The organism is Streptomyces atratus (assembly GCF_014648655.1).
In the GTDB taxonomy this organism is placed as follows: domain Bacteria; phylum Actinomycetota; class Actinomycetes; order Streptomycetales; family Streptomycetaceae; genus Streptomyces; species Streptomyces atratus.
The window spans coordinates 23,848-50,172 of the sequence record NZ_BMRN01000034.1 but is presented as its reverse complement, the minus strand read 5'-3'; the positions used below and the strand labels follow the sequence as shown (position 1 = coordinate 50,172).

At 70.5% G+C, this 26,325-nt stretch carries 22 protein-coding genes and 7 pseudogenes; 13 read left to right on the top strand and 16 right to left on the bottom strand.

What is annotated here, in order from left to right:
• Window positions 1-101: 101 nt before the first annotated feature.
• A complete protein-coding gene (locus tag IEZ15_RS47795; protein ID WP_189280714.1) occupies window positions 102-620 on the bottom strand; it encodes a DUF3048 domain-containing protein in 519 nt (172 codons plus the stop codon).
• A 970-nt stretch (window positions 621-1,590) separates the two neighbouring features.
• Here IEZ15_RS47795 and IEZ15_RS33360 point away from each other — a divergent pair.
• Window positions 1,591-3,036 (top strand): helix-turn-helix domain-containing protein, encoded by a 1,446-nt coding sequence (locus IEZ15_RS33360; RefSeq protein WP_189280684.1) that lies wholly within the window; start codon window positions 1,591-1,593, stop codon window positions 3,034-3,036.
• A gap of 59 nt (window positions 3,037-3,095) precedes the next feature.
• Here the strand turns inward: IEZ15_RS33360 and IEZ15_RS33355 are convergent, their stop codons facing one another.
• The 6 genes and pseudogenes from IEZ15_RS33355 to IEZ15_RS33330 form a co-directional block, all read right to left on the bottom strand.
• A complete protein-coding gene (locus IEZ15_RS33355) occupies window positions 3,096-6,575 on the bottom strand; it encodes a M28 family peptidase (RefSeq protein WP_189280713.1) in 3,480 nt (1,159 codons plus the stop codon).
• 253 nt (window positions 6,576-6,828) lie between these two features.
• On the bottom strand, window positions 6,829-7,392 hold the full coding sequence (locus IEZ15_RS33350; protein ID WP_229846267.1) for a hypothetical protein: 564 nt from the start codon (window positions 7,390-7,392) through the stop codon (window positions 6,829-6,831).
• 148 nt (window positions 7,393-7,540) lie between these two features.
• Window positions 7,541-8,788 (bottom strand): serine/threonine-protein kinase, encoded by a 1,248-nt coding sequence (locus tag IEZ15_RS33345; RefSeq protein ID WP_229846276.1) that lies wholly within the window; start codon window positions 8,786-8,788, stop codon window positions 7,541-7,543.
• Window positions 8,789-8,927: 139 nt separating this feature from the next.
• Window positions 8,928-9,467, bottom strand: coding sequence for a carboxyl transferase domain-containing protein (locus IEZ15_RS33340; protein WP_229846275.1), 540 nt, complete (start codon window positions 9,465-9,467; stop codon window positions 8,928-8,930).
• 37 nt (window positions 9,468-9,504) lie between these two features.
• Window positions 9,505-9,603: pseudogene (locus IEZ15_RS33335) on the bottom strand (HAD family phosphatase); the annotation flags it as partial.
• Between the two features lie 25 nt (window positions 9,604-9,628).
• Complete coding sequence (locus IEZ15_RS33330; protein ID WP_114243186.1) at window positions 9,629-10,114, bottom strand: Lrp/AsnC family transcriptional regulator; 486 nt, start codon at window positions 10,112-10,114, stop codon at window positions 9,629-9,631.
• Window positions 10,115-10,503: 389 nt separating this feature from the next.
• Between IEZ15_RS33330 and IEZ15_RS33325 the strand changes: the two are divergent.
• From IEZ15_RS33325 to IEZ15_RS33315, 3 genes and pseudogenes are all read left to right on the top strand, one after another.
• A pseudogene (locus IEZ15_RS33325) lies at window positions 10,504-10,862 on the top strand (sensor histidine kinase); the annotation flags it as partial.
• A gap of 279 nt (window positions 10,863-11,141) precedes the next feature.
• The gene (locus IEZ15_RS33320; RefSeq protein ID WP_189280683.1) at window positions 11,142-12,647 is read left to right on the top strand and encodes an FUSC family protein; all 1,506 of its coding nucleotides are present in this window, start codon (window positions 11,142-11,144) and stop codon (window positions 12,645-12,647) included.
• A gap of 145 nt (window positions 12,648-12,792) precedes the next feature.
• Window positions 12,793-13,863 (top strand): lactonase family protein, encoded by a 1,071-nt coding sequence (locus IEZ15_RS33315; RefSeq protein WP_189280711.1) that lies wholly within the window; start codon window positions 12,793-12,795, stop codon window positions 13,861-13,863.
• Window positions 13,864-13,961: 98 nt separating this feature from the next.
• Here the strand turns inward: IEZ15_RS33315 and IEZ15_RS33310 are convergent, their stop codons facing one another.
• Window positions 13,962-14,885 (bottom strand): sirohydrochlorin chelatase, encoded by a 924-nt coding sequence (locus tag IEZ15_RS33310; RefSeq protein ID WP_114243184.1) that lies wholly within the window; start codon window positions 14,883-14,885, stop codon window positions 13,962-13,964.
• A gap of 119 nt (window positions 14,886-15,004) precedes the next feature.
• A complete protein-coding gene (locus IEZ15_RS33305) occupies window positions 15,005-16,060 on the bottom strand; it encodes an N-acetylglucosamine kinase (protein ID WP_229846266.1) in 1,056 nt (351 codons plus the stop codon).
• A gap of 217 nt (window positions 16,061-16,277) precedes the next feature.
• On the opposite strand from IEZ15_RS33305, the gene IEZ15_RS33300 reads away from it, so the two are divergent.
• Window positions 16,278-16,955 carry a uracil-DNA glycosylase gene (locus tag IEZ15_RS33300; RefSeq protein ID WP_189280682.1) on the top strand — a complete coding sequence of 226 codons (678 nt, stop codon included), beginning with the start codon at window positions 16,278-16,280 and terminating at the stop codon, window positions 16,953-16,955.
• A gap of 242 nt (window positions 16,956-17,197) precedes the next feature.
• On the opposite strand, the pseudogene IEZ15_RS45380 reads toward IEZ15_RS33300, so the two are convergent.
• The 3 genes and pseudogenes from IEZ15_RS45380 to IEZ15_RS33290 form a co-directional block, all read right to left on the bottom strand.
• A pseudogene (locus tag IEZ15_RS45380) lies at window positions 17,198-17,257 on the bottom strand (hypothetical protein); the annotation flags it as partial.
• A complete protein-coding gene (locus IEZ15_RS45375; RefSeq protein WP_229846265.1) occupies window positions 17,233-17,385 on the bottom strand; it encodes a hypothetical protein in 153 nt (50 codons plus the stop codon). The pseudogene IEZ15_RS45380 and the gene IEZ15_RS45375, both read right to left, overlap by 25 nt.
• Window positions 17,386-17,468: 83 nt before the next feature.
• The gene (locus tag IEZ15_RS33290) at window positions 17,469-18,557 is read right to left on the bottom strand and encodes a WD40/YVTN/BNR-like repeat-containing protein (protein WP_189280681.1); all 1,089 of its coding nucleotides are present in this window, start codon (window positions 18,555-18,557) and stop codon (window positions 17,469-17,471) included.
• Window positions 18,558-18,741: 184 nt separating this feature from the next.
• Here IEZ15_RS33290 and IEZ15_RS33285 point away from each other — a divergent pair, with 184 nt between their 5' ends.
• Window positions 18,742-19,458 carry a cupin domain-containing protein gene (locus IEZ15_RS33285; RefSeq protein WP_189280680.1) on the top strand — a complete coding sequence of 239 codons (717 nt, stop codon included), beginning with the start codon at window positions 18,742-18,744 and terminating at the stop codon, window positions 19,456-19,458.
• Here the strand turns inward: IEZ15_RS33285 and IEZ15_RS33280 are convergent.
• Window positions 19,446-19,988, bottom strand: coding sequence for a GNAT family N-acetyltransferase (locus IEZ15_RS33280; protein ID WP_189280679.1), 543 nt, complete (start codon window positions 19,986-19,988; stop codon window positions 19,446-19,448). The genes IEZ15_RS33285 and IEZ15_RS33280 overlap by 13 nt on opposite strands.
• A 91-nt stretch (window positions 19,989-20,079) precedes the next feature.
• Window positions 20,080-20,220 (bottom strand): annotated as a pseudogene (locus tag IEZ15_RS45370) (LacI family transcriptional regulator); the annotation flags it as partial.
• Between the two features lie 129 nt (window positions 20,221-20,349).
• On the opposite strand from IEZ15_RS45370, the pseudogene IEZ15_RS46820 reads away from it, so the two are divergent.
• The 4 genes and pseudogenes from IEZ15_RS46820 to IEZ15_RS33260 all read left to right on the top strand — a co-directional run.
• Window positions 20,350-20,643 (top strand): annotated as a pseudogene (locus IEZ15_RS46820) (endo-1,4-beta-xylanase); the annotation flags it as partial.
• Window positions 20,644-20,701: 58 nt separating this feature from the next.
• Window positions 20,702-21,253 (top strand): annotated as a pseudogene (locus IEZ15_RS33270) (glycosyl hydrolase 115 family protein); the annotation flags it as partial.
• 42 nt (window positions 21,254-21,295) lie between these two features.
• On the top strand, window positions 21,296-21,676 hold the full coding sequence (locus tag IEZ15_RS33265) for a hypothetical protein (RefSeq protein ID WP_189280709.1): 381 nt from the start codon (window positions 21,296-21,298) through the stop codon (window positions 21,674-21,676).
• Between the two features lie 174 nt (window positions 21,677-21,850).
• Window positions 21,851-22,948: an NADH:flavin oxidoreductase/NADH oxidase gene (locus tag IEZ15_RS33260; protein WP_189280678.1), complete on the top strand. Its 1,098-nt coding sequence runs from the start codon at window positions 21,851-21,853 to the stop codon at window positions 22,946-22,948.
• A 97-nt stretch (window positions 22,949-23,045) separates the two neighbouring features.
• On the opposite strand, the pseudogene IEZ15_RS33255 reads toward IEZ15_RS33260, so the two are convergent.
• Window positions 23,046-23,631 (bottom strand): annotated as a pseudogene (locus IEZ15_RS33255) (DinB family protein).
• 184 nt (window positions 23,632-23,815) lie between these two features.
• On the opposite strand from IEZ15_RS33255, the gene IEZ15_RS33250 reads away from it, so the two are divergent.
• Window positions 23,816-24,448: a hypothetical protein gene (locus tag IEZ15_RS33250; RefSeq protein WP_189280677.1), complete on the top strand. Its 633-nt coding sequence runs from the start codon at window positions 23,816-23,818 to the stop codon at window positions 24,446-24,448.
• 91 nt (window positions 24,449-24,539) lie between these two features.
• On the opposite strand, the gene IEZ15_RS33245 is transcribed toward IEZ15_RS33250, so the two are convergent.
• Window positions 24,540-24,926, bottom strand: coding sequence for a hypothetical protein (locus IEZ15_RS33245; protein WP_189280676.1), 387 nt, complete (start codon window positions 24,924-24,926; stop codon window positions 24,540-24,542).
• Window positions 24,927-25,421: 495 nt separating this feature from the next.
• On the opposite strand from IEZ15_RS33245, the gene IEZ15_RS33240 reads away from it, so the two are divergent.
• A complete protein-coding gene (locus IEZ15_RS33240) occupies window positions 25,422-25,622 on the top strand; it encodes a hypothetical protein (RefSeq protein WP_189280675.1) in 201 nt (66 codons plus the stop codon).
• A 150-nt stretch (window positions 25,623-25,772) separates the two neighbouring features.
• The gene (locus IEZ15_RS33235) at window positions 25,773-26,324 is read left to right on the top strand and encodes a MauE/DoxX family redox-associated membrane protein (RefSeq protein WP_189280674.1); all 552 of its coding nucleotides are present in this window, start codon (window positions 25,773-25,775) and stop codon (window positions 26,322-26,324) included.
• Window position 26,325 lies beyond the last annotated feature (1 nt).

The window sequence follows — 26,325 nt, the reverse complement described above, 5'->3', positions numbered from 1 at the left end:
CGCGCCTCACCGGCAACGCTAGGAAGCGCCGCCCGGCGTCGGTACGGGGATTGCCGTCGAACCGGGTGATGTTCTCCGCACCCGCCACCCTGCGGTTTTCCTCAACTCCCGTAGCCCGCGGCGATCACGTCGACGCCCCTCGCGTCGCTTCGGCGCGAAGACGATCCAGACCGGCCCGGAGCGGAGGTCATCTGCTTGCCGTGCCGGGCGGTGAAGGAGGTCCCGGACTCGGCGGTGCGCCGGGACCGCGACGACGGGAGGCTGTGCGGACGATGGGTGGCAAGGATGCGGCTGAGGCCGGCTTCCACCTGTTCCACGTGGATGATGTCGGCCTTGTCGAGCCCGCTCTGCGGCCGGGCAGGACCGACGTTGTCGATCTCCACTGCGAGGACGTGGGCGTGCGGTCCGAAGGACGTCGTGGACGGAAGAGCTGCTCGGAGTGGGAGCTTTTTCCCCGCCGCCCCGGCAGCCCGCCGCTGCCGCGATGAGCAGCGCCAGGATGCCCGGCGATGCCGCAGCCGACTTCTTCGTCCCGGATGCGCGCATGGCTGCCGCCCCTTCCGAGTCGGCTGACGCACCGGTCCAGGCTCTGCCGTTCGCTGCGACGGCCCCCTGTCCATCTTCACGCAGATGGCCGCCCCAGGGGTTCCCATCGGCAAGACGGCCGGGGCGTCGGTCGCGGCGGGGGCGTGCTCAATACGGCAGCGGGCGGCCGGACGGGGTTCGCAGATCGAGTGGCGGCGGCCGCGACGGCAGCTGCGGACGTCGGACGATCTTGATGCGGCCCATTGCCACCACCTCCTGTCAGTCACCGGTCATATGCCCCGCGGGTTGCCGCTTCATGCAGCTCCGTCCGGCCCAACTGGCCGACTGGGCAAGAGTGTTACGTAACCGAGCAGGGTGCCGGCAGGGGATGCTTGGAAGCTCGGACGCGTACGGAGCTGGAGAAGTGGGCCGGGGACTGGAAGCACTCGGGGCGGAGGGACGCCTACCTGCTCAGCGGCGAACGACGGGCCCTCGTCGACGGCGGGTGGACGAGGGCGCCGGAGCGATGGCCGTCTTCCGCTCGTCACCGACTCTCTGGAACGCTCCCGTCGCAAGGACGCGGCCGCCACGGAGCGCATCGCCGACGCCGTCGCCCGCCGTGTCGTCGAAAGCGCCCCGCACGAGCCGGAGCCGGCGATCCCGGCGGCGCCGGCCACCATTGAGAAATGTGCCCCGCCCTGGGCCGTGCAGCAGGCCCTGCGCACCGCCCCGGGGTGTCTCACGCCTGCTCGCGGTGGTGCGCGGGTGCGGGATCCGGCCACCGATCTCGACGACCTGCTCGGACGGGTCCGCTCCCGGGTATTCAGGCGGCTGACCGATGGCGAACGCCGCAGCTTCCTGCTGACACCGGCCCCCACGCCGGAACCACAGAAATGACACCGATACCGATACCGATACCGATGGCGCCGACGCCGGGAAGGCGCGGGAAGGCGCCATCTTCCCGCGGTACCAGGGACACCGCGCGCACACGCTCGCTATCCTCCAGGCCATGAGCCATGAGCGTGGCACGGGTGGGAGATCCGGCGGGGCTCCGCGGGGTTCCGGGTGACCGAGGGCGTGGGCCCTTCGCCGGATGTCCGTACCGCAGAGGCGTGGAGAGCCTTCGGAACCCGGTTACGTCAGTGGCGCAGGCGCGCCGGGCTCACCCAGGCCCAGGTGGGTGCCCGCGTCGGCTACGACCACACCGCCATCAGCAAGTTGGAGCACGGCACCCGGAAGACGCCGCTGCCGCTCGCCCGCAGGCTGGACGATCTGCTGACGGCCGGCGGCGACCTGCTCGACGCCTGCGAGGCGGCGGAGGCCGAAGGGCCGGGTGGTACGGGCGAGGGGAGCGGGGGCGTACGTCCGGCCACGACCACCGCACGGACGGTCCCCCTGCCCGGCGAGCCCGCGGGTGGCGCCCTGCTCTCGATGCTGCCGCCGGACACCGTCCTGCCCATGAGTCTGCCCACCTACGGGCTGGTGTGTCCGGTGCACGGCCGCGACGGCTGCACCGTTCCCGTACTCGCCGACGTCATCGCCCTGCATTCGGCCTTCTGCGCCCTGGGCCCGGCCACCGTCTCGTGCCCGCCGCTGGACATCGACACCGTGCATGCCCTGACGGCGCTGCTCGCCGTCTGCCAGCGGGCCGACGAGGAGCGCGCCTGGCCGGGAGCGACCGCCGTGGTCGAGCGCACCCTGCACGCGATGCTCCGCTGGATGGCCCTGCCAGCAGCGCCGTACCAGCGCCAACTCGCGCCACTTGCAGCCGAGTACGCACAGTCGGCCGGCTGTCTGCGGCTGCTGTGGGGCCGGAATGCGACAGCGATGGCCTGGCTCGACCGGTCGCTGGTCTGGGCCGGCCTGGCAGGTCACGTCGGAACGGAGGTGGCCGCGCTCAGCGACATGAGCACCCTGGCGCGGCTGGAGGGCGACGGCCCTTCCGCCCTCGCCTACGGCGGCGCGATCCGGCGGGCGGCCGCGGGCCGGCACTGGGCGGGCGCCATGAGCGATCTGTACGTGGCGCGCGGGCACGCGGTGCGGGGCGACACGCGGCAGACCCTGGGCCACATCGGCCGTGCCTGGTCACAGATGGACCGGGTCGGCGAGCAGGACGAGACGGAGGCACCCTGGCTGTCCGTCGCCTCAGTGCGTCTGCGGGTGGAGTCGGGCGCCGCCGGGGCACTGCGGGACCTCGCCGCGGCGACCGGTGACCGTCTTCTGGCGCTGCGCGCGGTCGAGGCGACCCGTACCGCGCTGGGCCTGCTCCCTGCGGGGATGCACTCGACACGGATGCTGTTCCTGGTTCGGATGGCCGACGCCCATGCCTGCGCCCAGGACCCGCTCGCCGCGATCGCCATCGCCGAACCCGTGCTGGACACCACCGAGGTGACCGCATCCACGCTGCTCGGCCAGGAACTCCGCGGGCTGCACAGCCGGTTGGCGGACCGGCACGGCAGCCGGCCGGAGATCGACGACTTCACCCGCCGGCTGGCGGCCGTCGTCCGCTGAGACGCCGAGGGCGGGGCGTGTCCGCACACGCCCCGCCCGCTTTGCTTCCTGATGACGGATCAGCTCGCGTTCAACGTCACGTCGTCCACGACGAAGCTGGTCTGCAGATAGGCGTCCTCACTGCTGGTGAACCCGAGCGTGACCGTCTGACCGGCGAAGGCGCCGACGTCGAAGGTCTCCTGGACGTAGGAGCCCGCGGCGTCCGTGTTGGAGTACGTCGCCAGCGTCTTGGTGCCCAGCTTCACGGTGAATGTGTCGTACGCGGTCGGGTCGCCCGCCGACTCATCCGTGTCGGTGCGCAGATGGAACGACAGCCTGTACGCCGAGCAGCCCGTGGGAATGGTCAGCGACTGCGAGGCGGTGTCGGTGTGAGTGGATCCCCAGCCGCCGAGCCAGGCCATGTACGCGCCGCTGTGCGCGGGCTTCTCCGATGTCCGGTTGCTGATCACGCCGTCCGTCTGGGTCCATGGCGCGACGCCCTCCTCGAAGCCGCCGTTGGCGACGACCTGTTGTGCCTGGCAGGTGCCGCCGCCGCCGACGACGAGCGAGTACGTGGTGGCGTGCGTGGCCGAACCGGTCCCGGTCACCGTGATGGTGTACGTACCCGGTGCGGTCCGGGCCTCGGCGGAGACGGTCATGGCCGACGACGAACCCGACTGTACGGAGGCCGGGTCGAACGCGACCGTGACACCGCTCGGCGCCCCGGAGGCCGTGAGCTTCACGGTCTGGGCGGAGCCACTGGTGGTCGCCGTCGACACACTCGCGCCGACCGAGCCGCCCGGCTGGACATTGCCGGAGACGGGCTTCACCGTGACGGAGAAGTCATCGGCCGGCGCGGTGGTGCCGACGGAGGTCTTCCATACCGTATGGGCGACGCCGTCGGCGCTGCGGTCGAGCGCGGTCGCGTTGATATTGCTCGTGGTGTCGCAGGACTGGTGGTAGCAGGGGTCGTAGGACCTGCCCGCCGTACCGCCCCACTTGGCGGCCTGCGCCGACGACTTGGTGTCGCTTGCGCCCGTCGCGTAACCGGAGGTGGGAATGCCGCCCTGCTGGAAGGAGTAGTCGTCGGACCGTCCCTGGCCCTCGACGTTCTCCTCCGGCGCGAGGTTCAGCGAATCCCAGTACTCCTTCATCGGGGCCGAGGCGGCCGAGTCGACGTTGTTGATGAAGTAGCCCGCGTTGGTCGAGGCGACCATGTCGAAGTTGTAGTACGCCTTGATGGCGCTGCGCTGGGCGGCGGTGAGCTGGCCGACGTAGTACTTGGACCCCTGCAGGCCCTGCTCCTCGCCGTTCCACCAGGCGAAGCGGACATGCCTGGTCATGGTCGGGTTCCGCTGCGCCAGGGCGAGCGCGTTCTCCAGCAGGGTGGCGGAACCCGAGCCGTTGTCATTGATCCCGGGGCCGGCCGCGACGCCGTCCAGGTGGGCGCCGAACATGACGGTCTGGTCGGACGGGCCGCCCGGCCAGTCGGCGATCAGGTTGTTGCCGCGGTACGTGCAGCTGGTGCAGGTCTGCTCGCTGACGGTGTAACCGGCCGCCTGCAGCTTGCCCTTCACATAGGCGACAGAGGCCGTGTAACCGGCGCTGCCGGCCCTGCGGTTGCCGCCGTTCTGCGAAGCGATGGTATTCAGCTGCGCCAGATGTGACTGCACGTTTGCGACACTGATGTCGGGCGCGCTGCCGCCCGGACTTCCGCCGTTGTCGACGGTCAGTGTGTACTGCGCGGTGTGGGTCAGGGTGCCGTCACCCTTCACCGTGAAGGTGTACGCGCCGGGTGCGGCGTTCGACGACGCGGACACGGTCATCGTCGAGGACGCCCCGGACTGCACCGACGACGGGCTGAACGACGCGGTGACACCGCTCGGCAGGCCGCTCGCCGTCAGGTTCACCGTCTGCGTACTCCCGGAGCTGACCGATGTCCGCACCGTGGCCGTCACCGAATTGCCGGGCTTCACCGAGCCGGACGCCGGGTCCAGGGACATGGTGAAGTCGTTGTTGCCGCTGGGAGTACAGGTCGGGTCGCCGCTCTGGGCGGGCACGCCGATGGCGTCCCACGCGGCCTTGGTCCGGTCGAAGAGCACACAACCGGAGTCGAGGTTCCTGGCGGCGGTGAGGGTGGTCGTGCGGTAGCGCTTGTAGGTCATTCCGCTCGTCTTGAGCAGCATGCCGCCGTAGAAGACCTTGCCTGCGCTCTGGATGCCGACACCGGTGACCGAGGAGCTGTTGCACGTGGGGCTGGACGGCTTGCCGCCGCCCGGGTTCGAGCCCTCGGCCAGCAGATAGAACCAGTGGTTCAGCGGACCGGCCGCCGCGTGCTCCTCGGTGTTGGGTATGGAGGAGCTGTAGCAGTTCGGGTCGCCGGTCTGCGACGGGTTGTACATGATCCGGATCGGCCCGTTGCCGACCAGGTTGATCTTCTCGCCGACGGTGTAGTCCGGGTCGTCGTACGGGGCGGGCTCATTGGTGTACGCCTCGGTCAGGGCGCCCATGATGTCGCCGGTGGCCTCGCCGAGACCGGACTCGTTGTTGGCGCCGCCGGGAGTGTACTGGTCGATGCCGTGGCCGAACTCATGGCCCACCACGTCCATCGCGCCGATCCACTGGTTGGCGTTGTTGTGGCCGATGGATACCGAGGAGCCGTCCCAGTAGGCGTTGACGTCGTTCAGTCCGACCTTGACCGGCCAGCTGCGGCCGTTGCCGTCGTGCCCGTTGCGGCCCAGCCAGTCCCGCAGCATGTTCCACTCGTGCTGCGCCGCCCACATGACGTCGGCGCAGCCGGTCTCCTTGCTGGATGCGTTGCCGGTGCCCCAGGAGTCGCTCGACTTGCTGAAGACACTGCCCGTGCTGTAGTCGGCGCAGCTCAGGCCGGGCCGGTTCGGGTCACGCAGCGAGTAGCTGCCGCCCGACGCGGTGGTGTCGATGGACAGCGGCGACGGACCGTTCCACTGGCTGTTGCCGGTGCCCGCCCTGACGTCGTCGTAGCTGTCGAGCACCTTGCCGGTGCCGGCGTCGACGAAGACATGCAGACGGCTGGGGGACTTGGCGCTGCGCCCGGTGAGCACCGTCTCCCAGGCCAGCCGGGAGGTCCTTCCCGTGGCGCGTACGACCAGACGGTGCGAGTCCACCCGTGTCACGGTGGTGAGTTTCTTGCGAGAGGTGGTCTCGGCCGACTTGGCGGAAACGGTCGGTGTGGTCGGCACGTTGATCCGCCGCGACACCGCCGACTGGGTGCCGCGTACCCGGCCCTCGGAGTCGGCCACCACGACGGCGTCCCCGCCGACGACCGGCAGACCGCGATAGGTGCGCTGGTAGGCGACGGAGTACATGCCCTTGACCCAAGGGGTCACCATCTGCCGCTCGTACTGCTCGTCGGGTCCCTTCGCCAGGGTGTCGAGACCACTGGCGGCGGCCCGGTCGGCTGCCGACACCGCGGCCGAGAGCGCGGTCGGGGCGGGCGGAGACGGTTCGGCGGATGCCGGCCGGCCGCTGGTGACGACCAGCATTCCGGCGAGGACGGCCAGGGTTGTCCCGGCCGTCATCGGTCTGCGTTTCATCGAGGCTCCTTGAGTCGGGGGGGCCTCGATCACGGGCAGCGGCGTATCATGACGCACTTGCTCCGGCCCGTCCGAGGCCGGCCCCGTCGCCCGTGTCGCCGTCGTCCCTGATCGAGCGACCGAACACTCACATGTCGCCATGGCCTCGTCAATGAACAGCGAGTGCTGCCGGGGGACTTGGCAAGTCTGGTCAAGCCGCGATGGTGGGATCGCACAACAACCCGGGTGTGCGGGGCGGTTACTCCAGGCCGGAGATCGTGAACACCGTACGCGCGGTCCGGCGGTCGATACGGTCGGCCAGTTGACGCAGCGCCGTCACCCCGCACCGCAGCGTCCCGCGTTTCACACAGCCGCGGGCGTCGTCGTCCAGCCGGTGCCACAGCGCCGGATTGGCGAGGAAGACCTGGGGGTCGACCTCGATCCGGCCGCCGTCCGCGTCACGGAGCACCAGACGCTGGGAGACTCCGTCCGACCAGCGCACCGACACCAGCCGGTCGGTGCGCACGATCCGTTCGCACACCAGGCCGCGGCAGGACAGCCACCCGACGCCCGCACGGACCCGTGGCGGCACCAGAACCACGAGCAGCAGGGCAGCCAGGCCGGTCCACAGCAGCGCGCGCAGCCAGGTGAGGTGACCGGCCGTCGCATCGACGGCCAGGAGCAGCCCGAGGAGCGTCACGGCACAGCGGACCGCGAACCGCAGGTCCCCGGCCCAGCCGTGGTCGTGGGCGGTCGTATCGGGCGGAGGGTGTGCTCGGCCGGTGTGCGGGCCGGGCACGGCTCGGATGTCGCGTCGTCGCATGCAGCGACGCTATGGAAGCCGGCCGGCCCGTCGGCGTCCGTTGATGAACCGCTGACGCCGCGACCACCGGTCCTGACGGCTGCTTGACGGGTGGTGGCGCGGCGGGGGCGGTACGGTCATGGGATCGGGGCGGGCAGGGGAGAGCGGCTCAGTCCTGCTCGTCGTCCCCGTCGTCCTCGCTGTCCTGTGCCGGCTGGTCGGGGGCCGGTGGCTCGGGTCCGGTGGATGCGGCGGGACCGGTGCCCGGGGTGTCGGCCGAGCCGGAATCCGGTCCGGTGGATGCGGCGGGACCGGTGCCCGGGGTGTCGGCCGAGCTGGAATCCGGGGAGAACAGGCTCATCCCCAGGTACACGGCCGCGAGGAAGGCGACCGTACCGGCAATGGCGCTGGCCACTCTGGGCCGACGCCTGATCGCCTCGCGGGCGCCTGTGCGCCGCCGGACGGGCACGGCCCGGTTCGCCGGACGCCGTCTGTGGCCGCCGGCCTGCGGCAGGCGATAGGTGGTCAGGCCCTCGGCCTGCTGAGCGGAGGCGGATGCCGGGGCTGTGCCGAACGCGGGGGCAGGTGCCGGGGCATAGGGAGCACTCGGTGCTGCCGGAGGAGGCGTGGGGGCGTACATGGGCATGGGCTCCCGCTGTCCCCGCCACGCATCGTTCTGGAACCAGTCGGCGACCTGCTGGGCGCTGGGCCGGTCCTCGGGCTGCTTCGCGAGCAGCCCGAGCAGATAGGAGTCGAAGGCGGGAGACAGGTCGACTCCCCGCTGTCTGAGCGGCACGGGGGCCGTGTCGACATGCTGATAGAGCGTGGCGGTCGCGGTGTCGGAGCGGAACGGTGGCTCGCCCAACAGGAGTTGGTAGATCACACAGCCGAGGGAGTACATGTCGGACGCCGCACCGGCCGTACGGCCCAGGGCGCGCTCCGGGGCGAGATAGAGACTGGTGCCGACGATCTGCCCCGTGGTGGTCAGCGCGGCGGAAGGGTCGTCGACGAACTGGGCGATGCCGAAGTCGCCGATCTTGACGGACCCTTCCGCGTCCAGCATCAGGTTTCCGGGCTTGATGTCACGGTGCACGATGCCCTGCCGATGGGCGGCGGCGAGCCCCGCGGCCGCCTGGCCCGCGATCCGGGCGACCTGCTCGGCGCCCAGCCGCTCCTCGGCCCTGAGCAGATCGCCCAGGCTTCTGCCCTCGACGAGCTCCATCACGAGGTAGAAGCGGTCCTCCCAGGCCCCGAAGTCGAACACGGCCACCAGATGAGGATGGCTCAGGCGGGCCGCGGTCTGCGCCTCCAGACGGAACCGGGCGGTGGCCGACTCGTCCGCGTGGTCGCCGAGCAGCAGCTTCACGGCCACTGCCCTGCCGAGCACTTCGTCGGCGGCGCGCCACACCTCACCCATGCCGCCGCGGCCTATGGAGGACAACAAGCGGTACCGACCAGCTACCAGCACCTGTGCACCAATCTCGAATTGTGGGCCGCTTCGACTGCCACGGCGGCGTCCCGACCGGGATCGGGGCGGGGTGGGGCGCGCGGCATGATCAGGATATCGGGCCGCCGGACCTCGACGGCACGCCGAGCAGCCGTGCACGGAGAGCGGTCCGACCTCCTGCGGCCGGTATGTGCCGAGCCCGCCGCCCTCGATCACCGCCGGGCCCCATGCCGATGGTGGCCTCCGGTGTCGCGATCACCACATCGCAGAAGCCGAACAGTGCCGGGTTCCCCGCGAAGCATCGCCCCGACGCGATGCCGACCAGCGGGACAAGACCGCTGAGACGGCCCATCCGATGAAAGGTTGTCACATCGAGACCCGCGACCGCCGTGGTGTCCGTGTCCCCGGGGCGACCGCCGCCGCCCTCCGCGAACAGCACCACCGGCAGCCCGCGCCGCTCGGAGAGCAGCAGCATCCGGTCCGTCTTGCGATGGTTCTGATGGCCCTGGGTACCCGCGAGGACGGTGTAGTCGTACGACATCGCTACGCACGGTACGCCGTTCACCGTGCCCGTGCCGGTGACCATGCCGTCGGCCGGGGTGGAGACGATCACGTCGTCGAGTGAACGGCGGCGGCGTTGCGCGGCGATGGCGAGGGCGCCGAATGCGGTGAACGAGCCCTCGTCAAAGGCGGCGAGCCGCCTCGTAATAGTTCGGCTCGCTGTCCACCCGCGTGGCATCGAGATCGAAGACGACGGCGGGGACGGGAACGCGCCGGGAGTTCATGCCGTCCAGCATGCCAAGACGCTGATCACTTCGGGCTGCCGGCGGCAGTGCGGCCCACCGATTCGACCAGCGGCAGCAGCCGGTGCGGAACCCGCTCGCGCAGCGCCACCTCGGTACGCGTCCTGACCACACCGGGCAGTTGGATCAGACGCTGGATCACATCCTCCAGATGCCCGTTGTCGCGGGCCACCACCCGGGCCAGCAGATCGCCGCCGCCCGTGGTCGAGAAGGCCTCGACGATCTCCGGCACCGAGGCGAGCGCTCCACCGACCTCGTCCAGATGCCCCTGGGTGACCTCCAGATGAACGAAGGCCAGCACCGGGTGACCCAGCGCGGCGGGGGACAGGACCGGACCCGTACCGGTGATCACACCGTCCCGCTCCAGCCGGTCGATACGGGCCTGGAGGGTGCCCCGGGCGACGGAGAGGATGCGTGCGTACTCACGCACGCTGGTACGCGGCTGCTCGATGAGCAATCGCAGGATGCGGGTGTCGAGGGCGTCCACCGCCATGGTCCGTTGGTCTCTTCCTGGTAGGCCGATCCGGGCTGCGACTGTACCAATGGCCCGGAAGCAGCCCCATTGGTGCAATCCGACGCACCCTCACCCGCATCTCATGCCCGTAGTCCTGCAGAGCTGCGAAAAAGGTTCACACCCCGGTGGGACGCGGATTACAAGGCCCTCTCCATAGCTTCTGTACCCGAAGCGGCGCAGTCATCCGGTACGGAAGGAACAAGCTGCCATGTCGTTCCATCCGTGCAGAGGACGCCTGCGTCGCGGCCTGGTGGCCGCCTCGGTGGCCGTGCCGACAGCGGCAGCGGCCGGCCCCGCGGGCCGTACCGGCACCGGCTTTGACCGTCCGGGGCCCGTTGCGCAGTGCTGCGACCGAGGCCCTCGCCGCGCGCGGCGCCGGGCTCTCGGCCACGCCGAGACCATCGGGGAGCCGCATCCGCTGTCGCCGGGCGTCGAGCTGTCGGCGTTCCGCATCGTGCAGGAGGCGCTCAGCAACGCGATGCGTTACGCACCGGGCGCAAAGGTGCGGGTGGAGATCGGCCACCACTCGTCGGCCGTCACGGTCCGGGTCATCAACACCCCGCCGGAGCGGGCCGCCCCGCCCTCGGTCGGCGCGGGCCACGGTCTGCTCGGTATGCGCGAGCGCACCGTGATGCTGGGAGGTGAACTCGCCACCGGAGCCACCCCTGACGGCGGCTACGACGTGACTGCGTTACTGCCCACACAGCCCCCTGCCCATCACCGATGACTTCCCGCCCCTGTTGGGGCGGCATGAGGCATTCGTCCACGCGACGGCCACACGGGCGCCGGGGTGCCGCGGACGGCGTTCGGCCCCATTTCGGTCCGTTGGCCTAGCTATGGTGCATATTGGCGGCCAATGCCTGGGCCAATGGCCCAATGATTTCCCTCTCGTTTGAGCCACGGACCGTAGAGGTGTTGTGATGTACCCGTCGATGGCGCTGCGGATCCCCGCGGCGCCTTTTTCATGCCGGTGTGCAGGACCGGTGTGCAGGAGCAGGAGCATGCCGTGCTGAAGAGGATGTTCGTTTCCCCGGACCCGGGCCGACTGCGGCTGCGCAGCGGTCTGAGGGCCGTCCTCGGCATCGGGCTGGCCGTCGTGGTGTGCGGTCTGGCCGGTCATTCGCTCGTCGCGGCCGTCACCGGCGGGCTTGCCGCGCTGCTGGCCCTGTTCACGGTGCTGGATGCCACGGTGCGCGATCAGGCGATCACCACCGCCCTGCTGCCGGCCGTCGGTTTTCCCGTGCTCGCCCTCGCCGCAGGGCTTCACGACCATCCGTTGGCACGGGACGCGGCCTTTCTCGCGGTCATGGGCCTGGGCGTGTACGCCCGACGATGGGGGCCGCGCGGCCACTCACTGGGCGTGTTCGCCTTCATGGCCTTCTTCACCACGCAGTTCCTCCACACCCTGCCCGGGCAGTTGCCCGAGCTGTACTCCGCGGTCGCCCTCTCGCTGCTCGCCTCGTCGACCGTCCGCTTCGGGCTGTGGTGCTACGAGCGTCGGCTGCCCGCCGCCGCCGTGCCCACGTCGGCCACCGGCAAGGGGCTGGCCCGCGCGACCACGCGCCAGGCGATTCAGGCGACCGTCGGCGGAGCGATCGCGCTCACGGCGGGGCTGCTCCTCTCCGAGCAGCGCTGGTACTGGGCCGTGGGCGCCACATGGTGGGTCTTCGTGAACACCGCCTCACGCGGCGAGACGCTGGTACGTGGCTTCCGCAGGGTCCTGGGAACACTGATCGGCATCCCCATCGGCCTGGCCGTCGTCGTCCCGCTGCACGGTGCTGCCGGGCCCAGCGCGGTCGTCGTCGCGTTCGGCGTCTTCGGGATCTTCTACACCGCTGCGGTCTCGTACACCTGGATGGTGTTCTCCGTGACGGTGATGGCGGGGGCGCTCTACGGCCTCCTCGGCGTACTGGACCCGGCCCTGCTCATGCTGCGGCTCACCGAGACCGGTGCCGGAGCGCTCGGTGCGATGCTCGCGGTGCTCCTCGTGCTGCCTGTCACCACACACGCCACGACCGACGCATGGATCCAGCGGGCCCTGCGCTGCGTGCATGCCTGCACCGCGGAAGCCGCGGCACGGCTCTCCGGCTCGACGACCGCCGACCCGGCGCCCCGAATCGCCGAGCTGGAGGCGCTCCTCGGGCGGGTGCGGCTGTCCCTGGCCCCGCTGGTGCATCCGCTGAGCCCACTGCGCGCCCGAAAGGCCCGCGCGGGACAGGTACTCGCTCTGCTGGACACATGTGCACACGAGGTGCGCGGACTGGCCTCCGTCGCCGCGGACCCGGAAGCGTCCCACGACGCCCGCCTCGCTGCTGCCTGCTGGCGCGTCGAAGCCTCCGTGGAGGCGCTGACGGCCTCGGATCTGCCGCAGCGGGCGGGCGTGCCGAGCATCCCGCCGCACCAGACCGTCGCAGAGCCCGCGCTCGCCCACCTGCACGGTCTGGAGCGGGCACTCGCCGAGCTCGCCGCCCCGCTGCACAGCGATCCGCGCGCCCCGTTGATCGGTGTGTGAAGCGCCCTCGCAGAGCAGGCCAGGCAACCGAGGCCTTGGTCCAGACCTCGATGGGCCGACTGCTACCGTCGCCCGGGAAGATCACGACGGTACGAACGGTCGTGCTCAGTCGGCGGAGAGGGGCAGTGCGGTGACGAGCAGTGCGGTGGGCAGCGACAACGGCGCGGGACGGGTATTCATCGGGTCGTTCACCTCGGCGGGCGGGCGGGGAATCACCGCCGCCACCATGGATCAGGAGACCGGGGCCCTGACCGTCCTCGGCTCGACGGACACCGTTCCCGATCCCTCGTATCTCGTCATGGGCCACGGGCCGGGTCCGGGTGGCAGGGCGCTGTACACGGTCAGCGAGACCGAGCGCGGTGCGGCCGCCGCACTCGACATCACCGGCGATGTGCCGCAGCCGGTCGGCGAGCTCCGACCGGTCGACGGCGATGGTCCGACCCATCTCGCGCTCGCGGGCGGTCATCTGCTCACCGCCAATTACGGCTCCGGCAGCGTCACCGCTCTGTCCGTGCGGGAGGACGGTTCCCTCGGCGCCGTCACCACCGTGCTCAGGCACGAGGGCAGCGGTCCCGACGCCGACCGTCAGCGGGGCCCGCACGCCCACCAGGTGCTGTCGGACCCGTCGGGGAACTGGGTGCTCAGTGTGGACCTCGGAACCGACTCCATACGGATCTGTGCGCTCGACACGACCACCGGGGCGTTGCGGCTGCACGGCGAGACGGCCCTGCGGCCGGGCACGGGCCCGCGCCACCTGGCCTTCCACCCTGCGGGCAGCCACGCCTACGTCCTGAACGAACTTGAACCGACCGTCACCATATGCAGGTGGGACGCCGCCGCGGGAGTCCTGGAACCGGTCGCTGAGACGTCCGTGCTGCCCGAGGAATCGGTGTGTGGCGGGGCCACGACGACCTACCCGTCCGAGGTGGTCGTCTCGCACGACGGACGGTTCCTCTGGACGGCCAACCGGGGGCACGACAGCATCTCCGTTCTCGCGCTCGACGCAACGGGCGAGAAGGCGACGCTGGTCACGACCGTGGGCTGCGGCGGGCACTGGCCGCGCGATCTCGTGCTCGACCCCACCGGCCGATGGCTGTACGCGGCCAATGAGCGGTCCGGGAACGTCAGCTGGTTCTCCGTCGACCCGGCAACCGGCATCCCGCGCCGCACGGGCTCGCTGGAAGCCCCTGCCGCGTCCTGCGTGATCTTCGCCTGACATCACGCCACGCACAGCCGAATCGCCGGGCGGGCCAGAAAGGCCGGACCCGCCCGGCGACCGATGACAGACCGCTGCCGGGCGTACCCGGCACCGCGTCAGTGCGCCTGAGCACCTTGCGGCGTCGTCGGCGTGATACCGAGCGCCGTCGTGTACATCGACAGCACGAGCTTGCCGATCGCCGGATACGCGCCGAGCGGCTCGGCCGTCGCACAGCCCGCCTCCTTCGCGGCGGCATCCAGCAGCCCTTCGGCCACCTCGGGGCCGACGAGGTACGGAGCCAGCGCGAGCTGCACCGAGCCGGAGCCCGTGAGCTGCTCCGCGATCGACGCGACGGAACCCTCCACATCGAGTGCGGCGGCCATCACCGGTACCGCGAGCCGGGCAGCCAGCAGCATGCCCGTGATCCCGGCGGCCTGCACGGCTTCCTCGCCGCCCACCGTGGCCAGCACGATGCCGTCGGCGGCCGTGGCCACCGTGAAGAGCCTGGCACGGTCGGCGCGGGCCAGACCGGCCTCGGAGAGGCGTACGTGCAGCGCTTCGGCGAGCAGCGGGTGCGGGCCGAGCACATCGGTCAGCTCGACCTGCGTACCGCTGTCCATCACGGCCTGCCGTATCCGCCGGATCAGGGCGCTGTCCGGCCCCGCGAGCAACGGCACCACGACGGCGGACGGACCCTCGGGCTCGGCTACCTCGCGGCCCGCGGCCTGCGCCTGCTCGAAGCGCGCGATGCGCTCGGCGGCGCTGTGGGTGAGTACGGACGAGAGCTTCGGGTACTCGGCATCGTCGCCGTCGAGGTATCCGATCCGGGCATTGAGGCCGGGCAGCTCGGAACGGGCGATGCTGATCACCTCTTCGGCCAGGCTGCGCGTGGCCGAAGAGGGGGTACCGGGAACGGCGAGAACGAGCGCGGCAGCGCCTTCAGGTGCGACCACGGGCTCCGGGCGGCGGTGCCGTCCGGACTGGCGAGGTCGCGGCATTCGTACAGGCAGGCCGGAAGCGGGCCCAGTGGGGGTGCTCATGGCGCCGCATGCTACTGGTTTTGGGTGCCCCTCTGTTCGGGGAGGGCCCGGCTGGGCGTTATCTGTCCGTTTATATCCGATGAGAGGCTTACCGGTCGACTGTCCTGATCTGTCGGCACCTATCCGGGCTCCTGCTCAGTCCCGTGACCGGGTACGCAGAGCAGCGTCGGATGGCGGGGCAGTCGCAGATCCCCGGCGGCCAACGCCTGAGCGATGGACAGCGCACCGGTCAGCGGATCACCCGAACCGGCGACCGTGCGTGCCTGCGGGAGCTGCCGGGACAGCTCCTCCCGCAACGGCACGAGCAGTGGATCGCCCATCCGGAACAAGCCGCCCGTCAGGGCCACTTCGCACGGTTCGTCGTCGGCCCCGGCCTTCGGACACACCGCTGCGGCCGCCTCCGCGATATGTCCGGCGGCCTCGCGCAGAATGCCCGCGGCGACCGGATCATGCCCGGCGCACGCGGCGACCTCGGGCGCGAACGAGGCCAGCACGGCAGGCCGGTCGGTGCGCGGATACAGCAGTCCCGGTAGTTCCGGTGCCGGCCCGAACACCGCCTCCAGCCGGGCCAGTAGTGCGGCGGACCCACCGCGCCGCCCGTCATGCGCTCGCATGGCCGCATCGAGCCCGGCCCGCCCGATCCAGGCCCCGCCGCCGCTGTCACCCAGCAGATGACCCCAGCCGTCGGCCCGGCGCCAGCTCGTCAGATCCGTACCCAGCGCGATCATGCCCGTGCCGCCCGCGACGACCGCCCCCGGGCGCTGACCGACCGCACCCGCGTAGGCGGTCACCGCGTCGGCGGCGAGAGCCAGCCGGCGCATCCCGAGCGCGCTCTCCAGGGCCGAAGGCAGCTCGGCGCGCAACTGTCCGCCGAGCGTCGCCATACCGGCGGCGCCGATCGCCACGGCGGCGATCCGGGTGCCGTCCCCGCTGCCGTGCCGCTCCAGCAGCCGGCGGGCGGCGGGCAGCAGTTGCTCCAGCAGATGACCCGCATCGATCCCGGCAGGTCCGGTGCGCACCGGCTCGGCGCACACAGTCGTGCCCACCGGGGCGGACATGCCGACGTTGCCCAGCGCCACCCGCAACCCGGAACCGCCCGAGTCCACGCCGAGCACGAACGGCCCCGACGTACCCGTCGCGCCGGCCGATGCGTCCGTCTCCGTCTGCGCCGTCACGACAGCCTCCACCGGGCGCAACGAGCACCGCCGCTTTCCGGCGAACACCTGCGTGACCTCATGGACCGGCTCCAGAGAGAGAAGAAGGTGAGAAGACGAATGACGGCGGCAGCCTATCCCGAGTCCCGGACGCGGGACTTCGGGGCGCAGGAGGCAGGCTGCGGAAGCCGCCACAGCTGCGGGGAGCGGGTCCAGTACGCCGGTAGAGTGATGCCTCGTGGCACCACGACCGTTGAATGAAGTAGTCGAGCCCGGCTGGGCCGAGGCGCTGGCCCCTGTGGCCGGACGCGTCGCCGCGATGGGCGATTTCCTCCGTGCGGAGGTCGCAGCCGGCCGCACTTATCTGCCGGCCGGCGCGAACGTTCTGCGCGCGTTCCAGCAACCCCTTGACGAAGTACGTGTCCTGATCGTCGGTCAGGACCCCTACCCGACACCCGGGATGGCCATGGGGCTGAGCTTCTCCGTGGCCCCCGAGGTGCGTCAGCTGCCCGGCAGTCTGGAGAACATCTTCCGGGAGCTGCACACGGACCTGGGGCTTCCGCGACCGTCCAACGGTGACCTGACGCCCTGGACGCGCCAGGGCGTGCTGCTGCTGAACAGGGCGCTCACCACGGCGCCCCGCAAACCGGGCGCGCACCGCGGCAAGGGCTGGGAAGAAGTGACCGAGCAGGCCATCCGGGCCCTGGCCGCGCGTGGCAAGCCCCTGGTGTCAGTGCTGTGGGGGCGCGACGCCCGCAATCTGCGGCCGTTCCTCGACGGCTTCCCGGCGATCGAGTCCGCGCACCCCTCGCCCATGTCGGCGGACCGCGGCTTCTTCGGCTCGCGCCCGTTCAGCCGCACCAATGAACTCCTGCTCCGCCAGGGGGCCCAGCCGGTGGACTGGCAGCTGCCTTGAGCCGAAGCCGCCGCCGGTCCGGGACCGGCGGCGGCGAAGGCGAAGCTCCCTCTCTGTCTGCCTGCCGCACTCCTCGGACGTCGATGACGATGACCCGCTTGAGGATCTTGCCGGTGGGCCTCTTGGGCAGCTGGTCCACTTAGGCAGCTGGTCCACCAGCTGGACGATTCGCGGGTACTCGTAGGGGCCACTCGGGCCTTGACGAACTTGTGCAGTTCATCGGGGGCGTCCTCGACGCCCGGTTTCGCAGTGACCAGCGCGGCGACCTCTGCGCCGTTCAACTCGTGCGGAACACCGACCACTGCGGCCTCGGCGGGCAGCCGGCCCGGTCGCCGACGAAGCCGCCGAGGACGTTGTCCAGGAGGAAGCCGACGCCGATCGGCAGCAGCACCACGGAGGCGACCGAGGTGCTGAAGCCGTACACATCCACGCGTGCGGTTCTGCGTCCTGACCGACTGCATCGACGGGGCAGTTGCTGCCGCGGCCCTGCTCCGCTGCTGACGACCACACCGGTCAAGTACCGATGACCGCCGCTCGGACGCACAGGACGTCCGGCAGGTGCGAGGCGAGCTGCTGCCAGCTGTCCCCGTCGTCCGCGCTCGCATAGACCTCGCCGTTGCGATTGCCGAAGTAGACGCCCGCAGGGTCGGCGTCGTCCGTACACAGCGCATCGCGCAGCACCGTGCCGTAATGCGTCTCCTCGGGCAGGCCCGCCGACAGCGGCTCCCAGGTGCTGCCCGCGTCGCCGGTGCGGAAGACCCGGCAGCGGTGCTCGGCCGGCACACGGTCGGCATCGGCGTTGATCGGGAAGAGGTACGCCGTGTCCGCGCGGTGCGGGTGCGCTGCTGCGGCGAATCCGAAATCGGAGGGCAGGCCCCGGCCGATGTCCGCCCAGTTGTCCCCGGAGTCGTCGCTCCGGAACACTCCCCAGTGGTTCTGGAGGTAGAGCCGGTCGGGATCGACCGCATCCCGGGCCACCTTGTGGACGCACTGACCGAACTCCGGATCCGGGTCGGGGAGGAAGACCGCCGACACTCCCTTGTTCGACGGAGCCCAGCTCGCGCCGCCGTCCTTGGTACGGAACACCCCGGCCGTGGAGACCGCGACCATCACGGCCCGGGCATCCCTGGGGTCCGTGAGGATCGTGTGCAGACCCTCACCGCCCCCGCCCGGCACCCACTTCGAACGCGTCGGATGCTCCCACAGAGGGCGGACCAGCTCGAAGGACACCCCGCCGTCCTGAGACCGGAACAGCGCCGCCGGCTCGGTCCCCGCGTACACGACATCGGGCGCCTCGGGGCCCGCCGGGTGGAGCTGCCAGACCCGCTCCAGCGATGCCTCGGTGAACTGAGGGAACTTCACGGCCGGTTGCTGTGGTTCGACCCAGGTGCTGCCCAGGTCGTCGGAGCGAAAGACCGAAGGGCCCCAGTGCGCGCTGTCCCCGCCGACCAGCAGTCGGGGGACCTGCCTGCGGGTGTCGATGGCGATCGAATAGATCGCCTGAGCGTTGAAATGCGGGCCGCCGAACTCCCACGCGCCACCGCGCCTGCGGCCGATGAAGAGTCCCTTGCGGGTACCCACGGTGAGTAGTACGTCGGTCATGGCCGAACCTCCCGAAACGCCGTTGTGTCGGATACGGGTCAGTCTGCACCCCACCACTGACAGTGGCCCGCAGGGCAGCTCCGGTCACCCGGACCCTGTTGCTCCCGCGGTCGGCGAAGGTACGGTGCAGCAGGAACGGAAAGCGCTTGCCGCGGCGCCGACGCAGAGAGACCGAGGAGTAGCTGTGCCGACCTTCGAGGGGCTGCCCGGTGCCGTCGCCGTCTCCCACCTGCGGGTCTACGACTGGCCCACCGCGGACGGCCTGCGCGGCGGGACGCCCCATCTCCACCTCACCTGCTCCGAGGGGTATGTGGTGGTCGGGGGCACGGGCTCGGTGCAGACCCTCACCGCGTCGGGGTTCCGGCAGACGCCACTGGCCCCGGGTGCCCTGGTCTGGTTCACGCCGGGCACGATCCACCGCCTGGTCAGCGAGGACGGGCTGCGTATCGTCGTGATCATGGAGAACAGCGGGCTGCCCGAGGCCGGTGACGCCGTACTCACTCTGCCGCCCCGCCACCTTGCGGACCCCGACGCCTACCGGGCGGCGGTCGTTCTTCCCGTCGACGGCTCCGAAGAGGAACAGGAGCGGGCCGCCCGCGCCCGCCGTGATCTCGCCGTCGAGGGGTTTCTCGCGCTGCGCCGGGCCACCGAGGCGGGTGACCCCGAACCGCTCGCCGAATTCCACCGGGCCGCCGCCGCACTCGTACGCCCGAGGACCGAGGACTGGCGGGGGCGCTGGCAGAAGGGGGCCGCTGCCGCGTCCGAGGTGACCGGCGGACAGCTCGACGCTCTGGCGCGCGGTGACAGCGGATACCTCGCCGACGCCTGTGCGCACGCCGAACAGCCCTCCGCGTACGGAAAGTTCGGCATGTGCGGCCGTCTGGACGTCTACCGCGGCTGATCCGCCCCGGCGTTGCCGGCGCCGGCGGAGCGCGTCAGGACCCGGGTCGTGCTGCCGTCGTCCTCCACCGTGTCCCGGACGTGCCGGAAGCCGATCCGGCCGAGCAGCGCCAGCGACGCCGCGTTCTCGGCGTCCACCGTCGCATGCACCTCGGTGAGCCCGAGGGCGTCGAACCCGTACGAAGTCAGTGTCTGCGCGATCTCGGTGCCGAACCCCTTTCCCCATGCGGCCGGAGCCAGGGCGTAGACGATCTCGTGGCCGTCCACGTCCGGGGACGGGGAGGGCTTGATCTCCGCATGGCCGACCAGACGGCCACCCTGTCGCACGGCCCATACGTCGAAGAGCTCCTGTGCGTACACCTTGCTGAAGATCCGCCCGAACAGGGCTCGGTCCTCGGACTCGGCACAGGGCCCGTCACCCATCCATCGGGACACCCGGGCGTCCTGGAAGAGCGCCACGAAGCCGTCCTCGTCCGCGGGCGTGTACGGCTCCAGGAGCAGCCGCCCGGTGTGCAGGGTGGGGGTCGTCATGACGGGGGACGATACGCAGCTCCCGTCCGGCCCGCAACGGAATAGAAGCGCAGGTCGGACCGGGTGAGCGGGGTGCGGGCAGGAGGGGTCGGCGGCTGGGCTCGGCGGTGCTGCTGCGTACCACCGGCTTGGTGGCCGGATCGACCCGGGTGGTCGCGGGCCGGGCGCCCCGGCCGAGGTCGAGGACCAGGCGGGCGGCGGTCTCGGCCATCTCGATGAGCGGCGCCACCACCCTCGTCGGGCTCGGCAAGCGCGCCGACCTGCGGATCGGTGCGGCGGTCGACATGTCGGCGCTCGCCTCCGACGCGCCCTACCGGGCCAAGGCCGCGGGGAGTTCTCCTCGGTCACCCCGGAGAGCGTCATGAAGGGGGAGGTCGTCGAGCCGCAGCGCGGCACCTGCGACTGGGCCGCCGACGACGAGCTGGTGGACATCGTCAAGGAGAACGGCCAGCTGGTCCGGGGCCACACCCTGGTCTGGCACAGCCAGCTGCCCGCCTGGCTGAACAACGGCGACTTCACGGCCGACAAGCTGCGGGAGATCCTGCGCAAGCACATCACCGACCAGGTGACCCACTTCAAGGGCAAGATCCGGCAGTGGGACGTCGTCAACGAGGCCTTCAGCGACGACGGCACCATGCGCGACAGCGTCCGGCTGCAGAAGCTCGGCCCCGGCTGCATCGCCGACGCCTTCCGCCGGGCGCACCAGGCAACGGCGTTCGCAGCTCGAAGGGTTCGTCGAGGCCAACGGATACGTCTTCATCGAGGCGGATCACTACTCGCGTTCCGTCGGTGGCAGCGGGATCACCCGGCAGCGCGTCCCCGGCATCGGACGGACCGGCGCCGGCGTGGAACCCTTCCCGGTCACTGCGGCCCGGCAGACCCCGGGCGGCAACAGCCCGCGGCTGGAGTACCGGGTCTCCCTGTTCACGACCGGCCCGGTCACCGTCCACGCCTACCTGTCACCCCGTAACAACGCCCTGGCCTCCGACGGGCTCACGTACGCCGTCTCCTTCGACGGCGACGCACCGCAGAAGGTGAACGTCACGGTGGTGGCGGGTTCCGACGACGGCACGATGAACGTCCAGTGGGCCCGCAACACCTCGGACAACGTCAATGTCACCAGTACGGTGCACCGGATCGGCCGGCCCGGAGTCCATGTGCTGAAATTCTGGATGGTCGACCCGACGGTGGTGCTGCAGAACCTGGTGGTCGACACCGGCGGCCTCAAGCCCAGCTATCTGGGCCCGCCGGAGAGCCTCCGGCTGTACCGAGCCGAAGGGCGCATCGGGCAAGGGGAGAGCAGAGCGATGGCGAGTGGGATCGAGGACCGCGACGGACACGTTGCGACCCTGGACGTGATCCCCGTTGGGGCGGGAGTCCAGGTCCGGGGCGTGGCACCGTCGGGAGAGCTCACTGTGATCTGCACCCCCGCCCGCGCCCGGGAACTGGCGGCGGCTCTCGTCCTCGCGGCGGACGAGGCCGAGAGCGCGCAGTCGGCGGAGCCCGTCACCGTCAAGGCGTGCGAACTGCGTCGAGGGGATGTACGGGACGGCGACCGGGCCATGACGGTGGAGGGCGTCAGGATCGACGGCACCACCGCCCATGTCACCTGGAAGTCGGGCGCCGGACGCAGCTGGACCCAGGGTTACGACGCGGACGCCGACATCACACTGAGGCGTCGCGGATAGCTCGCACACGGCCGCTCAGCGGCGCGTGAGGCCCGCTCCCGGCCGGAAACGGACCGGGAGCGGGCCTCACGCATGTACACGCCCTTGTACGAGGAACGTCGTAATTTGACGAGCGTCGTAGTACGGGATGTATCGTACTAGCGATTCTTCCGTACCGTCGAAACGGAGTCCGACGTGAGTGCCCTCTTCGAGCCCTACACCCTGCGGTCGCTAGTCATTCCCAACCGGGTGTGGATGGCGCCCATGTGCCAGTACAGCGCCGAACCTGTGGGGCCGAACGCGGGCGTCGCGACCGACTGGCACTTCGCCCACCTCGCGGCACGCGCCGCGGGCGGGACCGGTCTCATTCTCACCGAGGCGACGGCGGTCAGCCCCGAAGGCCGGATCAGCCCCGCCGACCTCGGCATCTGGAACGACACCCAGGTGGCCGCCCTCCGGCGGATCACCGCCTTCATCAAGGGACAGGGATCGGTTCCCGGCATCCAGCTCGCGCATGCCGGTCGCAAGGCGTCGACGGCTGCCCCCTGGCTCGGCGGCGGTCCCGTCGGGCCGGATGCGCACGGCTGGACGCCCGTCGCCCCCAGCCCGCTGCCGTTCGACGACGGTCACCCCGTGCCGCACGAGCTGACCGTGGACGAGATCCAGGGCATCGTCGGCCGGTTTCGCGAGGCCGCCCGCCGCGCGCTCGACGCGGGCTTCCAGGTTGCCGAGGTGCACGGAGCCCACGGATATCTCATCGGACAGTTCCTCTCCCCGCACAGCAACCGGCGTGACGACGAGTACGGCGGCAGCTTCGAGAACCGCACCCGCTTCGCACTGCAGGTCGTCGACGCGGTGCGGGAGGTCTGGCCGGAGGAACTGCCGGTCCTCTTCCGGATCTCCGCGACGGACTGGCTCACGGAGAACGACGAGGACGAGCGCGAGGGCTGGACCGTCGACGAGACCGTACGACTGGCCAAGGAGCTCCAGGCCCACGGCGTCGACCTGCTGGACGTCTCCAGCGGCGGGAACGCCCCGCGCGCCCGCATCGAGACCGGGCCGGGCTACCAGGTTCCCTTCGCCGAGCGGGTCAAGGCGGAGACCTCGCTCCCCGTGGCGGCCGTGGGCCTGATCACCGAGCCGCAGCAGGCCGAGAAGATCATCACAGAGGGCCGGGCGGACGCGGTTCTCCTCGGGCGCGAGCTGCTGCGGAGCCCGTCGTGGGCCCAGCACGCAGCCCGTGAACTGGGTGGCGAACTCCGCACGCCGGAGCAGTACCTCCGCGCGGTCTGACAACTGGGCGGCCGCAGCCGGGCCCCCGCCGTGCATCCGGTGGGGGCCAGGTGCGTCCGCCCGCGGTGCCGGTCCCAGCCGAGCGCCGTCGTCGCCGTCAGCGCTGCCTGGCGCGGAAGAGGTCGTGCAGCAGGGCGATCTCGGCTCCGTGGTGCAGCAGTTCCTGATTGACCCACCAGACCGTTTCGATGAACGGGTCCTCCGGATCGCTGCCGTGCGGGTATGCGCTGTGCCTCACCGCGTCCAGCGCCGGGTCGTCGATGCCGATCAGCGCCTCCCGCCAGGCCGTGGCACTGGAATCGAAGCCTGCGACCGCCCCGGCGGCGTGCGCGATGACGCGGTAGTCGTCGCGGGTCGGCGAGTGGCTGCCGTTCGTGTGGTCGGCGCGCAGGGCCAGCAGCTCGCTGCGGCGGCGTGGGGTGCGGGGGAAGCGCCGAGCCGCGACCCCAGTCGCCCGCATCGGCCAGGAGGGTCGCCGTCGGCCCGGGACCGGTGGCGCGGCGACGGATCGACCAGCAGTCCGGCACCGGCTCCCAGAGGTGTTCCTCGTCGGTCAGCGGCGCGACTTCGATGGCTGTGCCGTTGCCGCTGTCCATGACGGGGCCGGCCAGTCGGTCGGTGAGGCGCCCGTGCGCGAGGTCGAACTGCTGCAGCACTGGGATCAGGCGCGGTGGTATCGCCATCGGGCGCTCCTGCGGAGTGTGGTGGGTCCTGGAACCAGAGCTGATCTGCTGTACCGGACCCTGTCACAGGGGGTACGACGTCGCGCCGTATTTCTTTGCGGGGTTGCGCCCCCTCGCCGCGACGTACTCCGACGCCGACCCCTTGCTCACGGTCGGACGGCCTGCGCCCCGGCCGGGGCGGGACATGAGGTCCATCGCGGCGACATTTGCCCAGGTCACCCAACTCGCACTGTGCATGGCACCCGTGGTCGGCCCGGGCCTCCACGGCGAGTTACAGCTGCAGAATCCCAACGACCTGTGGAAGCACCCCACTTCCATCGCCGGCGGCCGCTGCACGACCAGCAACAAGTGGGCCGACGATCTCCTGGTCCGCTGGAGCGACGGTGAAGTCACCCTGTACACCGACGTCAACCACGACGGCTTCCACGGCGAGAAGAAACTCGCCGCGCCCAACGGCACCTGGAAGCACGCCGCGACGATCACATCGGGCGACTTCACCGGCAACGACCAACACGACCTCATCGTCCGATGGACGGACGGCGAACTGACCCTCTACAAGGACATCGACCAGAACGGTTTCCACGGCGAGATCCAGGTCAAGAAGCCCAACCGGCTCTGGACACACGCCACCATGCTGGGCGCCGGCGACTACACGGACAACCGCCACCCGGACGACTTCCTGGTGCGATGGTCCGACGGTGAGGTGTCCGCCACGGGGACAAGGAGTCAGCAGGGCTCAGAGAAACTCACAGGATGTCACACAGACCTTGACCCTCCGCTCGTCGAAGCCGGGCGAGGTGGCTGCGCGAACGTCTGACACATGAGGGTGCGTGCTGGAACCCGGCACGCACCCTCATGTCTGTCCCGGTGGGATCAGCCGTGGAACCGGTGTGTTCGCACGGGCGGAATCAGCAGGCGGACGCTGTGTCGATCCGGATTCCTGTGACGGTGGAAGCTGGCGAGAACTGGATGGTTCCGTTGGGCGGGAGGCACTTGTAGTACGTGCTGCCGCCGTTCGTGAAGCGAAGCATCGCGCGGTCGTCGTTGCGGGAGTTGTACACCCAGTCGGCCCCGTAGGCCCTGGAACTGAGGTTCTGGTAGGAGGTCGTGACGTCCTGGTACGCAGCGTCGGGCATGCCGATGGTCCAGTCGGGCTGGGTCTGGTAGAAGCAGACCCTCGGGTAGTCACACCCGTTGTAGCTGGTGGCCGAGGCGCTGGGTGCCACGGTGAGCGCAGTGCCGGCGAAAACGGCGACGGACGTGGCCACAGCGGCGATTCGTTTGATGACTGCCATGACCAAGAGTCTGCTGCGGGAAGATCCTTCTTCTGCAGGTGGTATCCGGCCGATTCGCGCAACATCCACCGAGCCCCCGCTACCGGCTGACCACGTTCGGCCGTCGCTCGGCGGGCGTAGTACTTCTCCTCGAACTCGATGGGACTGAGACGGCCGAGCCGTTCCTGGATGCGCCGGGTATTGCCTCCCGTCATGGTCACGTCATTCTGCTCACCCGCCGCTGACCATCGGAGACAGCTCGATTCCAGACTTCCCGAAGGTTTCCCGAAGACCGCCCCGGCACGGTGAGTACACAACACCCGCACGTATCCCAACAGCTCTGCGACGGGACGAGTCCGGTCGGCTGTCGGGTGAACACCGGGGGTTGAGTGCGGGACGGCGATGCGCTCGCCGACCTCGCGCAGAGAGCAACAAGTGCCGTGCAGGGACAGTCGAGGACTGGACCACGTGCGGCGCGGCATCCGCCAAGCAGGGAAACAGCGGAAGGAGTCACAGATGACCAAGGTCGTGCAGGCGATCGCCGATCGCCTCGTGGAGCGGCTGGTGCCCGGGGCGACGGCTCACGCGGTCTATTGCTGGGAGGCCGGCTCGCAGTGCGTTCCGGGCAGCTGCGCGGGCAAGCCCAACTACACCCACTACCGGATGAACTGCTCCGACAGCAGTTGGTACTGGCGGTACGGGCACTGCGGCTGCTGACACCAGTCGTCCATTGAGTCTTCGGTCTTCACCGGAGCAGGAAGAGGGCGCCGGTGGTCTCCCGGACACGGGGCCACCGGCGCCCCTGATCTTCGTAAACCTTCGTAAGCCTTCGAACTCCACTGGTACGACGAAAGGGTGGCCCTCGACATGCAGCTTGCCGCAATGTCCTGCCGGGTCCTGCTCGTGGTCGTCTTTACGGTCGCGGTGGTGAGCAAACTCCGCAGTGCGGAGTCCTTCGGGGCGTTCGTGCGCTCCGTCCAGGGGTTCGCCGTGCTGTCCCCGCGTCGAGGACGCGCCGTGGCCCGCCTGGTGACCGGAGCGGAGGTGGCAGGGGTCGTCCTGCTGTTGCTTCCGGGGCCGGTGGCGATCGTGGGATTCGCGCTGGTGGGGTGCATGCTCGGGGCGTTCACCCTCGCTATCGGGGCGTCGCTCCGGCGCGGTGTGCCGGTGCCGTGCCGCTGTTTCGGTGCTTCCACGAGCAGCGCGGGCCCCCGGCACCTTGTCCGCAACGGCTTCCTGATCGCCGTGGCGGTGACCGGCGCCGTCGGGACGTCTCACGGCCTGCCGGAAGTGCCGGGCGGCCTGGCGGTGGCCGCCGGCACCGGCCTCGTCCTGGGCGTCGTGGTGACCGTCCTCGACGACATCTCCGAGTCGCTGCGCGACTCCTTCCCCGCAGCCGTACGGAAAGGACAGAGGTGAT

Excerpts from the sequence above, each read along its gene's own strand:
- IEZ15_RS33235 (WP_189280674.1), top strand. The coding sequence starts at position 25,773 with ATGCAGCTTGCCGCAATGTCCTGCCGGGTCCTGCTCGTGGTCGTCTTT.
- IEZ15_RS33330 (WP_114243186.1), bottom strand. The coding sequence starts at position 10,114 with ATGGCGGTGGACGCCCTCGACACCCGCATCCTGCGATTGCTCATCGAG.
- IEZ15_RS33345 (WP_229846276.1), bottom strand. The coding sequence starts at position 8,788 with ATGGGTGAGGTGTGGCGCGCCGCCGACGAAGTGCTCGGCAGGGCAGTG.
- IEZ15_RS33280 (WP_189280679.1), bottom strand. The coding sequence starts at position 19,988 with ATGACGACCCCCACCCTGCACACCGGGCGGCTGCTCCTGGAGCCGTAC.
- IEZ15_RS33265 (WP_189280709.1), top strand. The coding sequence starts at position 21,296 with ATGGCGAGTGGGATCGAGGACCGCGACGGACACGTTGCGACCCTGGAC.
- IEZ15_RS33290 (WP_189280681.1), bottom strand. The coding sequence starts at position 18,557 with ATGACCGACGTACTACTCACCGTGGGTACCCGCAAGGGACTCTTCATC.
- IEZ15_RS33350 (WP_229846267.1), bottom strand. The coding sequence starts at position 7,392 with ATGCGACGACGCGACATCCGAGCCGTGCCCGGCCCGCACACCGGCCGA.
- IEZ15_RS47795 (WP_189280714.1), bottom strand. The coding sequence starts at position 620 with ATGGACAGGGGGCCGTCGCAGCGAACGGCAGAGCCTGGACCGGTGCGT.
- IEZ15_RS33355 (WP_189280713.1), bottom strand. The coding sequence starts at position 6,575 with ATGACGGCCGGGACAACCCTGGCCGTCCTCGCCGGAATGCTGGTCGTC.
- IEZ15_RS33245 (WP_189280676.1), bottom strand. The coding sequence starts at position 24,926 with ATGGCAGTCATCAAACGAATCGCCGCTGTGGCCACGTCCGTCGCCGTT.
- IEZ15_RS33310 (WP_114243184.1), bottom strand. The coding sequence starts at position 14,885 with ATGAGCACCCCCACTGGGCCCGCTTCCGGCCTGCCTGTACGAATGCCG.
- IEZ15_RS33240 (WP_189280675.1), top strand. The coding sequence starts at position 25,422 with ATGACCAAGGTCGTGCAGGCGATCGCCGATCGCCTCGTGGAGCGGCTG.
- IEZ15_RS33250 (WP_189280677.1), top strand. The coding sequence starts at position 23,816 with ATGAGGTCCATCGCGGCGACATTTGCCCAGGTCACCCAACTCGCACTG.